Here is a 14,386-nt window from a genome sequence, read left to right as displayed (position 1 = left end):
AGACGGGTGCTACGAGGTATGGTGGTACAGCACAAAAGTGGGGGTGATCGACCTGAAGAAAAAGTCGATCACCATGGGTAAAGGATGTTAAAAAGTGTTCACCATGTCCCCGAACACCTGTTTACCATGTCCCCGGACTGTACAGTGGGAGAGGGTTAGGGTGAGGGACAACCCGCACCACCCAATGCGCCTTTATCGCTCACCCGATAAAGGCGCATTTTTTTTACTGTTAATTTCTTTAGTTATAAAACACTGCAATCATGCGTAAACGCAGAGTTTTAATTCGTAAAGTAGCTCAAGCACCCTGAAAAATTCAGATTGCCGGTCGATAACTGGGGGAGCCGAAACGCATCCCTGGAGATCCCATGTTAAAACGAATCAATGTAGTGACCAGTTTAATCGCCGTATTGCTGGTGTTTGGCGCTTTACAATTACTGTCGGGTGGCCTGTTCTGGTCCGCCTTACAAAAAGATAAAGAGGCGTTTGCGGTAGCGCAGATCTCCTCCAACAACGTTGGCGCGATGTCAGACGCCTGGATTGAACTGAACCAAACCCGCACCGTACTCAACCGCGCCATGTTGCGTATGCAGGGCACCATGGCCGCGCAGTCGAATGGCGGTCAGCTGAGTGCCTTAATCGCCCAGACGGAAAAACAACTCAATGTGGCTGCCGGCCACTATCAACGCTACTACGACTTGCCAGCCACGCCGGGCTTGCCAGACGCGTTGCGCGATAAGCTGGAAGCGAACTACGCCGCTTTCAACGACGGGTTGAAAGCGATGCTGGATCGCCTGAAAGCCAACGATCTGCAAGGCATGTTTGCGCAGAACATCGAAGCTAAACAGGTCGCGATGAAAGCCACTTACGAAGAGTGGCGGACGGAGCAAAGCATATTGGCGACAGAAGGCGTGGCGCAGAATCAGCGCGCCTTCCACACCATGATGTGGCTGCTGGCGTCGGTGGCGCTGGTGGTGATTGCGGTGATCATTGGCTGCTGGTTCGGCCTGCGTAGCGTGCTGATTCAGCCGCTGCATCAGCTGCTGGCGCATATTCGCCATATTGCTGCGGGCGATCTCACGCAAAATATCGTGGTGGAAGGGCGCAACGAAATGAGCCAGCTGGCGGGAAGCCTGCATGAAATGCAGCAGTCGCTGGTCAGCACCGTGGGCAATGTACGTGACGGTTCCGATGCGATTTTCACCGGCGCCAGCGAAATCGCCGCCGGGAATAACGATCTGTCGGCGCGTACCGAAGAGCAGGCCGCCTCGCTGGAGCAGACGGCGGCCAGCATGGAGCAGCTCACCGCGACGGTGAAACAGAATGCCGAGAATGCGCGTCAGGCGTCGCAGCTGGCACTCAGCGCGTCCGATACCGCACGCAAAGGTGGCGAGGTGGTCGATGGCGTGGTGCGTACCATGCAGGATATCGCCGGCAGCTCGAAGAAGATCGCCGACATTATCAGCGTGATCGATGGCATCGCCTTCCAGACCAATATCCTGGCGCTGAACGCGGCGGTAGAAGCGGCGCGTGCCGGTGAACAGGGCCGTGGATTTGCTGTGGTGGCCGGTGAAGTGCGTAACCTGGCGCAGCGCAGTGCGCAGGCGGCGAAAGAGATTAAAGGCTTGATCGAAGACTCGGTGAACCGCGTCAACAACGGCTCGCAGCTGGTCGGCACCGCCGGAGAAACCATGAACGATATCGTCGGCGCCGTTACGCGCGTCACCGATATTATGGGCGAAATCGCCTCGGCATCGGATGAGCAGAGCCGTGGTATCGATCAGGTGGGACAAGCGGTGACCGAGATGGACCGCGTCACCCAGCAGAACGCCTCGCTGGTGGAAGAGTCCGCCGCCGCCGCCGCATCACTGGAAGAGCAGGCGAGCCGCCTGAGCCAGTCGGTATCGGTGTTCCGCATTCCGCGCGCCGCACAGGCGCAACCGAAGGCGAGCACGGTGCGCCAGATCGCCAGCGCACCGCGTAAAGCGGCTGCCGCGCCGGTGAGTGACGGTAACTGGGAGACGTTTTAAGTTCTGAGTTGCTTCCCCTCACCCCGGCCCTCTCCCGTAAACGGGAGAGGGAGACGCTGCCATATGTTAGCTCGATCAATTCCCTCTCCCGCCTGCGGGAGAGGGTTAGAATGAGGGACAGCGAGCACCCATCAACCCCCCGCTGGTCCAACCCCTGCGAACACACATAAAGATCCCCTCAGAAAAGCCGATAACAGAGGCGATCCGCCAACCAATGAGGTGTTTATGTTTAGTCGTATTCGTGTTGTATCCGGCCTGCTGTGCGTGCTGGCGCTGTTTGCCTTACTGCAGCTGTTCTCCGGTGGAGTGTTCTACTCCACGGTCAAAGCCGATAAAGAAAATTTTGCCTATAACCAGCGTCTTAGCACGCTGCAGCGGGCAATGGGCACCTCATGGGTATCGCTGGTTCAGGCGCGTAACACGCTGAACCGTGCGGGGATCCGTTACCTGCTGGACAGTCAGCAGGCTGGCTCAGGCGCAACCGTGAAAGATCTGGTGGCGCTGGCGAGTGAGGAGTTGAAGCACGCTGATGAGGGTTTTGCCGAATTTAACGCCAACCTGTCTGAAAAGGGCAAAAAGGCCGAGAACGTGCTGACGCTACAGGCCAACTACAACGCCTATCGCGGAGCATTGGGTGAGTTGATCGATTTCCTCAGTAGTGGAAATTTCAAAGGATTTGTCGATCAGCCGACGCAGGGATTCCAGGACAAGTTTGCTAAGGATTACAACGAATGGTTGAGCTACAACATTGTGCTCGCCAATCAGGGCATTGCAGCCAATGAGGCGGCGTATAACCAATCCATCATGCTGGTGGTCGGCACGCTGCTGGTGACCTTGCTGGTGATTGCGCTGGTGTGGAGCGGCATGCGTACGGTGCTGATCCGTCCGCTGAAGCAGAGCATCGAGCACATTCGTCACATCGCGCGTGGCGATTTGACGCAGCAGGTGGAGATCACGGTGCGCAACGAGATGGGCGAGCTGCTCACCTCGGTGCAAGAGATGCAGCAAGAGCTGGCGCGGACGGTGCGTACCGTGCGTGACGGTTCCGATGCGATCTACACCGGTGCGAGTGAAATCGCCATGGGCAACAACGATCTCTCCTCGCGTACCGAGCAGCAAGCGGCTTCGCTGGAAGAGACCGCTGCCAGCATGGAGCAGTTAACCGCCACGGTGAAGCAGAACGCCGAAAATGCCCGTCAGGCGTCACAGCTGGCGCTCACCGCCTCGGAGACCGCGCAGCAGGGCGGCAAAGTGGTGGATGGCGTGGTGACTACCATGAAAGAGATCACCGGCAGCTCGAAGAAAATCGCTGACATCATCAGCGTGATCGACGGCATTGCCTTCCAGACCAATATCCTCGCACTGAACGCTGCGGTAGAAGCGGCACGCGCCGGTGAGCAGGGACGTGGATTTGCCGTGGTAGCGGGCGAGGTGCGCAGTCTGGCACAGCGCAGCGCGCAGGCGGCGAAAGAGATTAAAGGATTGATCGAGGATTCGGTCAGCCGTGTCAACACCGGTTCCGTGCTGGTGGAGAGCGCCGGGGAAACCATGACCAACATCGTGAATGCGGTCACGCGCGTCACCGACATCATGGGCGAAATTGCCTCGGCGTCGGACGAGCAGAGCCGTGGTATCGATCAGGTCGGTCTGGCGGTGAACGAGATGGATCGCGTGACGCAGCAGAACGCCGCGCTGGTCGAAGAGTCGGCAACGGCGGCGGCCGCGCTGGAAGATCAGGCCAGCCGACTGAAACAGTCGGTTGCGGTGTTCAATATCGGTAAAGAATTTGTCGTTCAGGCCGTTAACGTATCTACAGCGGCAAAAAATTTGCGTTCCGGCACGCCAAAAGCACTGGCACCGGCAGGCGCACGTAGCACTGACGATAACTGGGAAACCTTTTAATCCTTGTGGCCGCCGCAAGGCGGCCCATGAGAATGGCGCGACTGGCAGCACAGTAGCAACCGCAGTATCACAATTTAAACAGTTTGTTGCCGGGTGACCTGAAATGAAGAAATCGACGTTATTGGATCAAAGTGAAGCGACCACGCTGCTCTCGCAAATGGTGCAGCGGTTACCGCTCTCAGATACGCATTTTCGTCGCATTAGCCAGCTGATCTATCAGCGCGCGGGCATTGTGCTGGCCGATCACAAACGCGAGATGGTTTACAACCGTTTAGTGCGTCGTCTGCGCATGCTGAATATTGATGACTTTGGCCGCTATCTGGCGCTGCTGGAGCAAGACCAAAACAGTGCGGAGTGGCAGGCGTTTATTAACGCGCTCACAACCAACCTGACCTCTTTCTTCCGCGAGGCGCATCACTTTCCGATCCTCGCGGATCATGCGCGTAAGCGCACGGGTAACTACAGCGTGTGGAGCACCGCCGCCTCAACCGGCGAAGAGCCGTACTCCATCGCCATGACGCTGGCGGAAACGCTGGGCACCGGTCCGGGTAAATTCCAGGTTCACGCCAGCGATATCGATACCCAGGTGCTCGAGAAAGCCGTGGCCGGCGTGTATCGCCAGGAAGAGCTACGTACGCTATCGCAGTCGCAGCTGCAGCGCTTTTTCCTGCGCGGCACCGGTCCGCATGAAGGTATGGTGCGCGTGCGTTCCGACCTCGCCAACATGGTGAACTATACGCAACTGAATTTACTGGCACACGACTGGGCGTTGCCGGGTCCGTTCGACGCAATTTTCTGTCGCAACGTGATGATTTATTTCGATAAAGAGACGCAGGAACAGATTCTGCGCCGTTTCGTGCCTCTGCTGAAACCCGGCGGTCTGCTGTTTGCCGGGCATTCAGAGAACTTTAGTCAGATCAGCAAAGAGTTCTGGCTGCGTGGACAGACAGTCTATGGACTGAGCAAGGAAAGACGATGAGCAAAATCACCGTGATGTGCGTGGATGACTCTGCGCTGATGCGACAGTTGATGACCGAAATCATCAACAGCCATCCCGATATGGAGATGGTCGCGAGTGCGCCCGATCCGCTGGTGGCGCGGGATTTAATCAAACAGTATAACCCGCAGGTATTGACGCTGGATGTGGAGATGCCGCGCATGGATGGCCTCGATTTCCTCGAGAAGCTGATGCGCCTGCGTCCGATGCCGGTGGTGATGGTCTCCTCGCTGACCGGTAAAGGTTCAGAAGTGACGCTGCGCGCGCTGGAGTTGGGTGCGGTGGATTTTGTCACCAAGCCACAGCTCGGCATCCGCGAAGGCATGCTGGCGTATAGCCAGATGATTGCTGACAAGATCCGCGCCGCCGCGCGCGCCAAGCTGCATGTGCGTGCCTCCACGCCGATGCCGGTCACGTTGAAAGCCGGCCCGTTGCTGAGCAGTGAAAAGCTGATCGCCATCGGCTCTTCCACCGGCGGCACCGAGGCGATTCGCCATGTGCTGCAGCCGCTGCCGGCGACCAGCCCGGCGCTGCTGATTACCCAGCATATGCCGCCAGGCTTTACGCGCTCGTTTGCCGAGCGTCTGAATAAATTGTGCCAAATCACCGTGAAAGAAGCGGAAGACGGCGAGCGTATTCTGCCCGGCCACGCCTATATCGCGCCGGGCGCCATGCACATGGAGCTGGGCCGAAGCGGGGCCAACTATGTGGTGAAACTGAATGACGGTCCGCCAGTGAACCGACACAAGCCATCGGTGGATGTGCTGTTCCGTTCGGTGGCGGTGCACGCAGGACGAAATGCGGTGGGTGTGATTCTGACCGGGATGGGTAACGACGGCGCGGCCGGGATGCTGGAAATGCATCGCGCGGGCGCCTGGACCATCGCGCAGGATGAAGCCAGCTGCGTGGTATTTGGTATGCCGCGCGAAGCGATTGCGATGGGCGGCACCAGTGAAGTGGTCGATTTAGGCCACATCAGTCAGCACATGCTGGCGAAAATTAGCGCCGGACAGGCATTGCGAATTTAACGAGCCCGTCCTGCTGGACGAGACAACACGGGAGTAGATATGGCTGATAAAAATATGCGCTTTTTGGTGGTGGATGACTTCAATACGATGCGTCGTATTGTCCGTAACCTGCTGAAAGAGCTTGGATTCAATAACGTTGAAGAAGCAGAAGATGGCGTCGATGCGCTGACCAAACTGCGTGCCGGTGGCTTTGATTTCGTGGTTTCCGACTGGAACATGCCGAACATGGACGGTCTGGAGCTGCTGCAAACCATCCGTGCTGACGCCACGCTGAACAAACTGCCGGTGCTGATGGTGACCGCGGAAGCGAAGAAAGAGAATATCATCGCGGCCGCGCAGGCGGGCGCCAGCGGCTACGTGGTGAAGCCGTTCACGGCGGCCACGCTGGAAGAGAAGTTAGGCAAAATATTCGAAAAACTGGGTATGTAAGGAGATGTGATGAGCGACCTTCCGAAATCAACCGAAGAAGCCTCGGCACACGACATTATTACCCGCATCGGCTCACTGACGCGCATGTTGCGTGACAGTTTGCGTGAGCTGGGGTTAGACCAGGCAATTGCTGAAGCGGCGGAAGCGATTCCTGATGCGCGCGATCGTCTGGATTATGTTGTGCAAATGACGGCGCAAGCGGCAGAACGTGCGTTGAACTGCGTTGAAGCAGCGCAGCCACACCAGGACCAAATGGAAGCCGGCGCCAACCAGCTGAAAGGCCGTTGGGATGCGTGGTTTGAAAATCCGATTGAACTGACAGATGCGCGCGAGTTGGTTTCGGATACGCGCCAGTTCCTGACTGACGTTCCGGGACACACGTCGTACACCAATAAGCAGTTGCTCGAAATCATGATGGCGCAGGATTTCCAGGACCTGACCGGTCAGGTGATCAAGCGCATGATGGATGTGATCCAGGAGATCGAGCGTCAGCTATTGATGGTGCTGCTGGAGAATATGCCAGAAGCCAACGCCGCGGCGCGTAAAGAGGGCAACAGCCTGCTGAACGGTCCGCAGATCCACGCCAATGCACCCGGCGTGGTGGCGAACCAGGATCAGGTTGATGACCTGCTGGATAGCTTAGGGTTTTAAACACGTTTGCCCTCACCCTAACCCTCTCCCACAGGTGGGAGAGGGACCGTTCGGGCCTGCATATGGCAGCGTCTCCCTCGCCCGCTTGCGGGAGAGGGCCGGGGTGAGGGACAGCGCGCACCGCTCCTTACACCGCGCGCTTCTGCGTCAACACCGACTGCGCCACCAACACCTGCACACCTAACGCCTCAAACGCCGCGACCTGCGCCGGCGAAATGCCGCTATCGGTAATCAGATAGTGAATATGGCTCCAGTCGCACGGCAGCGCGAACATCGACACCTTATCGATCTTGCTGGAATCCGCCACCACATACACGCTGTTAGCCGAATTGATCATCGCCATTTTCACCTTGATATCGGTCTCGCTGGGAAAGCTCAAACCGAGACGCGGCGAGATACAGGCCGTGGCAAGAAACAGCTTCTCCGCCAGCACGTTTTCGAAAAACGAGGCGGCTTTCTCACCCGAAGTCGAAAGCGTCGGAAACTTAAAAGTGCCGCCGGTCAGCAAAATATTGATGCCTGGCTCACCGCCCAGCTTCAGCGCGATATTCACCGCCGTGGTGATCACCGATAAACGACGAATATGGCTGATCGCCTCGGCAATCGCCGTGGTGGTGGTACCGGAATCGAAAATCACCGTGTCGCCATTTTCCACATGCTGCGCGGCAAGGCGACCAATCGCCTGTTTTTCTTCCAGATGTGTTTGACGCTCCAGCAACATCGCGCCGGTATTCTGCTTGCCGGTCATCAGCGTGGCGCCGCCGTGATAACGCTGTACGTGCCCCTCTTGCTGCAACATGCGCAAGTCGGTGCGAATGGTGGCTTCGGTCAGGCCGAAGGTATCGGTCAGCGCTTTAACCGTGACGGTGCCGTCTTCGCGGATCATCTCCAGAATCTTCTCACGGCGCTGCTGCATATCTGCCAGCTGCTCAGTTTTGCTTTTCAATCGAAATGCTCCCTCTTTCCAATCACGGTCGGGTTTCGCCAATAAGGAAACCCGAGCTGATTTTACTCTGCGATTTGGCCATTTGCGAGGTAGCTTCCAGAAACATTCATTTTCGAATGAAAATCATCATTTGCTATGCGATTGATTTCGCAGAAAGCCGTCAGCAGCTCGCTCCATGTCCTGAACGCGGCGAATTTTGCAAATTCAACAAAATCATGAAGATAATTTTTATTGCTGCGATTTGTATGAAATTTGATCTCCTCCACAAACCATTATTAATCGATAGCTTATATTTTTGTTCGAAAATGATATGTGTAAAAACGATAACCCGGCCAGCAATAACCAGCGCCGCCGTACACCATTATGGAGAGAGACGATGAGTGGGGAATATGATGTTAACCTGCGCTACGGCGTGAACATTGAGCAGGATTTAACCGGCAAAGTGGCGGTAGTCACCGGCGGGCTGGGCGGGATTGCGATGGCCAGTAATGCCATGCTGCTGGAGAAGGGCGCACGGCTGGCGCTGCTCTATCCGCCCTTCGAAAGTGACAAAGTGGCTGGCGTGCAGGATCAATTTGCTGCCGATCGCGTGCTGCTGGTGTGCTGCGACGTGACCGATCCGGCCTCGGTTGAAGCGGCATTTGATCGCGTCGAACAGCATTACGGTCAGATTGATATCCTGGTGAACTGCGCGGGCTACGTGATGTTGCAACCGGTGTTAGAAACCGATTTTGCCGAGTGGCAGAAGCAGATCGACGTCAATCTCACCGGTCCTTTCCTCTGCTCGCAGGCGGCCGGTAAACGCATGGTGCGCGCCGGTAACGGCGGCAAAATCATCAACATTGCGTCGCAGGCCGCCTCCATCGCTATCGATAACCACGTTGCTTACACCTCCGCCAAAGCCGGTCTGCTCGGCATGACCAAAGTGATGGCCAAAGAGTTCGCTCCCTATCGCATTAACGTCAATACCTTATCGCCCACCGTGGTACTGACGCCGATGGGTGAAAAAGCCTGGCGCGGTGAGAAGGGCGAGCAGATGAAAAAGCTGATCCCGCTGGGACGCTTTGCCTATACCGACGAAATCGCCGCCGCGGTGCTGTTCTTCGCCAGCAACGGCAGCGACATGATCACCGGCGCAGATTTGATGATCGACGGTGGCTTTACCATCTGGTAAGCCGCGCCAACACCAGAACGGCTGACCCTGCGTGACCCACTATAACAATGAGAGAACCTCACCATGAAAAAACGTACCCTGCTGTTAACTGCTATTGCCAGTTGCCTGATCTCCCAAGCCAGTTTCGCTGCCGATAAAGGCACCATCATGATTCTGGTGAACTCGCTGGATAACCCCTATTACGCCTCCGAAGCCAAAGGTGCCAACCTCAAAGCGCAGGAGCTGGGCTATAAAACCAGCGTGCTGTCGCATGGCGAAGATGTGAAAAAGCAAAGTGAACTGATTGATGCCGCCATCGGCAAAAAGGTGCAGGGCATCGTGCTGGATAACGCCGACTCCACCGCCAGCGTCGCCGCGATTAAAAAAGCCAAAGATGCCGGCATTCCGGTGGTGCTAATCAACCGCGAAATCCCGGTGGATGACGTGGCGCTGGCGCAGATCACCCACAACAACTTCCAGGCCGGCTCCGACGTGGCAAACGTGTTTGTGGAGAAGATGGGGGAAAAGGGCAGCTACGCGGAACTCACCTGTAACCTTGCTGACAACAACTGCGTCACACGCTCCAAATCCTTCCATCAGGTGCTCGACCAATATTCCGATATGAAAAGCGTGGCGCGTCAGGATGCCAAAGGCACGCTGATTGACGGCAAACGCATCATGGACAGCATTCTGCAGGCGCATCCGGATGTGAAAGGCGTGATCTGCGGTAACGGCCCCGTGGCGCTGGGCGCGATTGCGGCATTGAAAGCCGCAGGCCGTAACGATGTCATCGTGGTCGGCATTGACGGCAGCAATGATGAACGTGACGCGGTGGAAAAAGGGGATCTGAAAGCCACGGTGATGCTGCAGGCGCAAGCCATCGCCGCGCAGGGCGTGACCGACCTCGACAACTTTATTCAGAAAGGCACCAAGCCTGAGAAGCAGCGCGTGATGTTCCGCGGCATTCTCATTACGCCAGACAACGCCAAAGGCGTGCAGGACTTTAACTTCAAGTCGTAATCAATGCGGTGCGCCCGTAGATCGGGCGCCCAGGAGAATGTGATGCACAGACGACTCTGGTTACTGCTTCCTGTCGTGATCCTTAGCGGTTGCCGCATTGTGTCGCAGCAGGAGCTGGCCGACCTGAAAAATCCTCCCAATCCCAAAATGGGCAATATTGCCCAAACGTGGCAACAGAAACTGGTACCGCAAGTTCAACATGATGCGAAGCCGGTGGCTGAGTTGTTGAATGCGCTGAAATCCGCCAAAGATTTTGACAGCGCTTGTAAAACCTACGGCTATCGCAGTCAGGAAGAGAACCCGTGCGTGTTCAGTGTCAACGTGAGCGGTGAAATCACGGCGGTTAACACCACGTCGCGTAATGGTCGGATGACAGTGAAAGATGTGTCCGGTGACACCGTCACGGTGCAGGTTGGTCCGATTTTTCCCGGCACGGTGTTGCGCGATGCCTACAAAGGTGCCAGCTATCAGGACTTTAACGATCAGGTGCTGTTCGGCGATTACAGTCGCGCGATCAATCAGCAAGCGGCGAACATGATGAGTGCTTTCAAGCCCAAAGTGGGTGACAAAGTGCAGCTGGCTGGCGTGTTTAGCAGCTTTGATACGCCGGAGCAGGTGCCGAATGTGACACCAGCGGCGATTACACGTCAGTAAGGAGCGGATATGCAACAGCCTCAACATGACGTGATTATTGAAACCCGCAACGTGTCGCGCATCTATCCCGGCGTCACCGCGCTGGATCAGGTCAATTACCGCGTCTATCGCAATAAAGTTAACGTACTGATTGGCGAAAACGGTGCCGGCAAATCCACCATGATGAAAATGCTGGCGGGCGTGGAGATCCCGTCATCCGGCGAGATTCTGCTGGACGGCGCAGCGGTGTCGCTGAGCTCCACGCATCAGGCGGAAAAACAGGGCATCAGCATTATTTTTCAGGAGCTAAACCTGTTTCCCAATATGAACGTGATGGACAACATCTTCATGGCCAATGAGTTTTTCCAGCGCGGCGTGATCAACGAGAAGTATCAATATTCGCTCGCCAAAGCGCTGCTGGAACGGCTGGAGCTGGATGTCGATCCCTACGCGCCGCTGGCTGAACTCGGTATCGGCCATCAGCAGCTGGTGGAGATCGCCCGCGCGCTGTCCAAGGACACGCGTGTATTGATCATGGATGAACCGACCAGCGCACTTAGCCAGTCAGAAGTGAAAGTGCTGTTCAACGTCATCGACCAGCTTAAACGGCGCGGCGTCACCATTATCTATATCTCACATCGGCTGGAAGAGCTGATGGAGATTGGCGATCACATCACCATCTTCCGCGACGGACGCTTCATCAGCGAACGCGAAGTCCGCGACGCCTCGATTCCGTGGATCATCGAGCAGATGGTGGGCGACAAGAAGAAACACTTCGATTATCAACCGGCGACGCAGGGTGAAACGGTACTCAGCGTCAACGGGCTGACCGCGCTGCATCAAAACGGCGGTTACAAGCTCAATGATGTCTCTTTCTCGCTGCGAAAAGGCGAAGTGATTGGCATCTACGGTTTGCTGGGCGCCGGGCGCACCGAGTTGTTCAAAGGGTTGATTGGCATGATGCACTGTCAGTCGGGCAGCGTCAGTCTGAACGGCGAAGCGCTGGAGAAGCGCAGTTTCCAGCAGCGACTGAAAAAAGGCATCGCGCTGGTGCCGGAAGATCGTCAAACCGAAGGCGTGGTACAGCTGATGTCTATCACCGCCAACATGACGCTCAGCGATCTCAGCCTGCGGGGTTTCCGCCGTTGCTGGCGCAAGCTCAATCCGCACAACGAGCAGCGGCGCGTGGATGAAATGATTGGCCATCTCGCCATCAAGGTCAGCGATCCCGAGCTGCCGATCACCTCCTTAAGTGGCGGCAATCAGCAAAAAGTGGTGCTGGGCAAAGCCCTGATGACCGGGCCGCAGGTGGTGCTGCTGGATGAGCCCACGCGCGGCATTGATGTGGGGGCAAAAACCGATGTTTATCACCTGATTGGCAACCTGGCGCAGCAGGGATTGGCGGTGATGTTCTCCTCGTCCGAACTGGATGAAGTGATGGCGCTGGCTGACCGTATTCTGGTGATGGCGGATGGTCGCATCACCGCCGATTTACCGCGCGCGGCGGCCACGCGCGAAGCCCTGATTAGCGCCTCAACGCCACATGATTGAGCCCGCTGGAGAGTAAAACGATGAATCAAAAATACCTAATCTATATGTACCTGCTTAAGGCGCGTACCTTTATTGCCTTGCTGATCGTGGTGAGTTTCTTCAGCTTTATGGTGCCTAACTTTCTCACCACCTCCAACTTGCTGATCATGACGCAGCATGTGGCAATTACCGGCTTGCTGGCGATTGGCATGACGCTGGTGATCTTGACTGGCGGCATCGATCTTTCGGTCGGGGCGGTGGCAGGCATATGCGGCATGGTGGCGGGTGCGCTGCTCACCAACGGCGTACCGCTGTGGGGCGGCAACGTACTGTTTTTCAATGTGCCCGAAGTGATTCTGGTGGTGGCGCTATTTGGCGTGGCGCTGGGATTGATTAATGGCGCGGTGGTGACGCGACTCGGCGTAGCGCCGTTTATCTGTACGCTCGGCATGATGTACGTGGCACGCGGCGCCGCGCTGCTGTTCAACGATGGCAGCACCTACGCCAACCTTGTCGGCACGCCAGCACTGGGTAATACCGGCTTCGCCTTGCTCGGTTCGGGTTCGATATTGGGCGTGTATATCCCGATATGGATGATGCTCGGCTTCCTGCTGCTGGGGTTGTATCTGACGCGTAAAACACCGCTGGGTCGTTACATCTATGCCACCGGTGGCAACGAATCGGCGGCGCGCCTGGCGGGTGTGCCGATCATCAAGGTCAAAGTGTTTGTCTACGCCTTTTCCGGCTTGTGCGCCGCGCTGGTCGGTTTGATTGTGGCGTCGCAGCTGCAAACCGCGCACCCGATGACCGGCAACATGTTTGAGATGGACGCCATCGGTGCCACGGTGCTGGGCGGCACGGCGCTGGCGGGCGGACGCGGTCGCGTTTCAGGCTCGATTATCGGTGCTTTTGTCATCGTGTTTCTCGCCGATGGCATGGTGATGATGGGCGTCAGCGATTTCTGGCAAATGGTGATTAAAGGCTTAGTGATTGTCACTGCGGTGGTGATCGACCAGTTCCAGCAAAAATTACAAAGTAAGGTGGTGCTGCTGCGCAGACATGAAAAAAAGCAGCAATCGGCCGCCCTGCCTGAAGCGACACATGGATAACAGGAGGCAATATGACACGCGATTTTAGTGGAAAGACGGTGGTGATTACCGGCGCCTGCCGCGGCATTGGCGCGGGCATTGCAGCGCGCTTTGCCCGCGACGGGGCGCGTTTGGTGATGGTGTCGAATTCGGAACGCGTTTTCAGTACCGCGCAGGCCATCGAACAGCAGTTTGGCAGTGAGGTTCTGGCGCTGCAGGTCGATGTTACCGATGAAACGGAGGTGCAGCAGCTTTATCAGCAGGCGGCTGAGCGCTTTGGCAGCATTGATGTGTCGATTCAGAATGCGGGGGTGATCACCATTGATCGTTTCGATGCGATGCCCAAAAGCGACTTCGAGAAGATCCTCGCGGTGAACACCACGGGCGTGTGGCTGTGCTGCCGGGAAGCGGCGAAATATATGGTGAAGCAGGGCAGCGGCAGCCTGATCAACACCTCGTCCGGTCAGGGACGGCAGGGTTTCATTTATACGCCGCACTATGCCGCCAGCAAGATGGGCGTGATCGGTATTACTCAAAGCCTGGCGCTGGAGCTGGCGCCGTGGCATATCACGGTGAATGCCTTCTGTCCGGGCATCATCGAGAGTGAAATGTGGGACTACAACGATCGCGTGTGGGGCGAGATCCTCAGCAGCGATAAAAAGCAGTATGGCAAAGGCGAACTGATGGCCGAATGGGTGGAAAACATCCCGCTTAAACGCGCAGGGCAGCCGGAAGATGTCGCTGGCTTGGTGGCTTTCCTCGCCTCTGACGATGCGCGCTATATCACCGGGCAGACCATCAATGTGGATGGCGGTTTGATTTTCTCCTGATAGTTCGCTTTTGGGTCGCCATTGATGGCGTCATGCTAAACACTAAGCCTCATGGTCGCACCTTCCGTAGCGGCGTGATTCATCGCGCAGTGAATTGCGTAATGCCGATCAGTTAAGCGCTGTATCAAATCTCCGTACCTTCCGTAGCGGCG

General features: G+C 56.7%; 13 protein-coding genes. 12 read left to right on the top strand and 1 reads right to left on the bottom strand.

What is annotated here, in order from left to right; genetic code table 11:
- The first annotated feature begins 365 nt into the window (after nucleotides 1–365).
- The 6 genes from PZBJ_RS23965 (at nucleotide 366) to cheZ (ending at nucleotide 7,034) form a co-directional block, all read left to right on the top strand.
- A complete protein-coding gene (locus PZBJ_RS23965) occupies nucleotides 366–2,027 on the top strand; it encodes a methyl-accepting chemotaxis protein (protein ID WP_101764606.1) in 1,662 nt (553 codons plus the stop codon).
- Nucleotides 2,028–2,252: 225 nt separating this feature from the next.
- The gene (locus tag PZBJ_RS23960; RefSeq protein WP_101764605.1) at nucleotides 2,253–3,929 is read left to right on the top strand and encodes a methyl-accepting chemotaxis protein; all 1,677 of its coding nucleotides are present in this window, start codon (nucleotides 2,253–2,255) and stop codon (nucleotides 3,927–3,929) included.
- A 103-nt stretch (nucleotides 3,930–4,032) separates the two neighbouring features.
- The gene (cheR, locus tag PZBJ_RS23955) at nucleotides 4,033–4,908 is read left to right on the top strand and encodes a protein-glutamate O-methyltransferase CheR (RefSeq protein WP_101764604.1); all 876 of its coding nucleotides are present in this window, start codon (nucleotides 4,033–4,035) and stop codon (nucleotides 4,906–4,908) included.
- Nucleotides 4,905–5,954, top strand: a complete 1,050-nt coding sequence (locus PZBJ_RS23950; RefSeq protein ID WP_008102868.1) for a protein-glutamate methylesterase/protein-glutamine glutaminase — start codon at nucleotides 4,905–4,907, stop codon at nucleotides 5,952–5,954. Before cheR ends, PZBJ_RS23950 begins: the two co-directional genes overlap by 4 nt.
- A gap of 39 nt (nucleotides 5,955–5,993) precedes the next feature.
- On the top strand, nucleotides 5,994–6,383 hold the full coding sequence (cheY, locus tag PZBJ_RS23945; protein WP_008102871.1) for a chemotaxis response regulator CheY: 390 nt from the start codon (nucleotides 5,994–5,996) through the stop codon (nucleotides 6,381–6,383).
- Between the two features lie 9 nt (nucleotides 6,384–6,392).
- Nucleotides 6,393–7,034 (top strand): protein phosphatase CheZ, encoded by a 642-nt coding sequence (gene cheZ, locus PZBJ_RS23940; RefSeq protein WP_101764603.1) that lies wholly within the window; start codon nucleotides 6,393–6,395, stop codon nucleotides 7,032–7,034.
- A 127-nt stretch (nucleotides 7,035–7,161) separates the two neighbouring features.
- Here cheZ and PZBJ_RS23935 read toward each other — a convergent pair whose 3' ends face one another.
- Entirely contained in the window at nucleotides 7,162–7,980 is an 819-nt protein-coding gene (locus PZBJ_RS23935; RefSeq protein ID WP_101764602.1) for a DeoR/GlpR family DNA-binding transcription regulator, read from the bottom strand.
- Between the two features lie 376 nt (nucleotides 7,981–8,356).
- On the opposite strand from PZBJ_RS23935, the gene PZBJ_RS23930 reads away from it, so the two are divergent.
- The 6 genes from PZBJ_RS23930 to PZBJ_RS23905 all read left to right on the top strand — a co-directional run bounded on the left by PZBJ_RS23930 (nucleotide 8,357) and on the right by PZBJ_RS23905 (nucleotide 14,234).
- Nucleotides 8,357–9,154 (top strand): GolD/DthD family dehydrogenase, encoded by a 798-nt coding sequence (locus tag PZBJ_RS23930; protein WP_101764601.1) that lies wholly within the window; start codon nucleotides 8,357–8,359, stop codon nucleotides 9,152–9,154.
- A gap of 63 nt (nucleotides 9,155–9,217) precedes the next feature.
- Complete coding sequence (locus tag PZBJ_RS23925) at nucleotides 9,218–10,153, top strand: D-ribose ABC transporter substrate-binding protein (protein ID WP_101764600.1); 936 nt, start codon at nucleotides 9,218–9,220, stop codon at nucleotides 10,151–10,153.
- Nucleotides 10,154–10,195: 42 nt separating this feature from the next.
- The gene (locus PZBJ_RS23920; RefSeq protein ID WP_101764599.1) at nucleotides 10,196–10,807 is read left to right on the top strand and encodes a DUF2291 family protein; all 612 of its coding nucleotides are present in this window, start codon (nucleotides 10,196–10,198) and stop codon (nucleotides 10,805–10,807) included.
- A gap of 9 nt (nucleotides 10,808–10,816) precedes the next feature.
- The gene (locus PZBJ_RS23915; RefSeq protein WP_101764598.1) at nucleotides 10,817–12,337 is read left to right on the top strand and encodes a sugar ABC transporter ATP-binding protein; all 1,521 of its coding nucleotides are present in this window, start codon (nucleotides 10,817–10,819) and stop codon (nucleotides 12,335–12,337) included.
- Nucleotides 12,338–12,357: 20 nt separating this feature from the next.
- Nucleotides 12,358–13,425: an ABC transporter permease gene (locus PZBJ_RS23910; protein ID WP_101764597.1), complete on the top strand. Its 1,068-nt coding sequence runs from the start codon at nucleotides 12,358–12,360 to the stop codon at nucleotides 13,423–13,425.
- Between the two features lie 11 nt (nucleotides 13,426–13,436).
- The gene (locus tag PZBJ_RS23905) at nucleotides 13,437–14,234 is read left to right on the top strand and encodes a glucose 1-dehydrogenase (protein WP_101764596.1); all 798 of its coding nucleotides are present in this window, start codon (nucleotides 13,437–13,439) and stop codon (nucleotides 14,232–14,234) included.
- The last annotated feature ends 152 nt before the right edge of the window (nucleotides 14,235–14,386 follow it).

The sequence above is a fragment of the Pantoea endophytica genome (assembly GCF_002858935.1).
Classification (GTDB): domain Bacteria; phylum Pseudomonadota; class Gammaproteobacteria; order Enterobacterales; family Enterobacteriaceae; genus Pantoea; species Pantoea leporis.
The sequence above is the reverse complement of the archived record's forward strand: the minus strand, read 5'-3'. Positions and strand labels throughout refer to the sequence as shown.

What these genes read in the sequence shown, in the direction of transcription:
- PZBJ_RS23965 (WP_101764606.1), top strand. Translation starts at nt 366, where the DNA reads ATGTTAAAACGAATCAATGTAGTGACCAGTTTAATCGCCGTATTGCTG.
- PZBJ_RS23960 (WP_101764605.1), top strand. Translation starts at nt 2,253, where the DNA reads ATGTTTAGTCGTATTCGTGTTGTATCCGGCCTGCTGTGCGTGCTGGCG.
- cheR (WP_101764604.1), top strand. Translation starts at nt 4,033, where the DNA reads ATGAAGAAATCGACGTTATTGGATCAAAGTGAAGCGACCACGCTGCTC.
- PZBJ_RS23950 (WP_008102868.1), top strand. Translation starts at nt 4,905, where the DNA reads ATGAGCAAAATCACCGTGATGTGCGTGGATGACTCTGCGCTGATGCGA.
- cheY (WP_008102871.1), top strand. Translation starts at nt 5,994, where the DNA reads ATGGCTGATAAAAATATGCGCTTTTTGGTGGTGGATGACTTCAATACG.
- cheZ (WP_101764603.1), top strand. Translation starts at nt 6,393, where the DNA reads ATGAGCGACCTTCCGAAATCAACCGAAGAAGCCTCGGCACACGACATT.
- PZBJ_RS23930 (WP_101764601.1), top strand. Translation starts at nt 8,357, where the DNA reads ATGAGTGGGGAATATGATGTTAACCTGCGCTACGGCGTGAACATTGAG.
- PZBJ_RS23925 (WP_101764600.1), top strand. Translation starts at nt 9,218, where the DNA reads ATGAAAAAACGTACCCTGCTGTTAACTGCTATTGCCAGTTGCCTGATC.
- PZBJ_RS23920 (WP_101764599.1), top strand. Translation starts at nt 10,196, where the DNA reads ATGCACAGACGACTCTGGTTACTGCTTCCTGTCGTGATCCTTAGCGGT.
- PZBJ_RS23915 (WP_101764598.1), top strand. Translation starts at nt 10,817, where the DNA reads ATGCAACAGCCTCAACATGACGTGATTATTGAAACCCGCAACGTGTCG.
- PZBJ_RS23910 (WP_101764597.1), top strand. Translation starts at nt 12,358, where the DNA reads ATGAATCAAAAATACCTAATCTATATGTACCTGCTTAAGGCGCGTACC.
- PZBJ_RS23905 (WP_101764596.1), top strand. Translation starts at nt 13,437, where the DNA reads ATGACACGCGATTTTAGTGGAAAGACGGTGGTGATTACCGGCGCCTGC.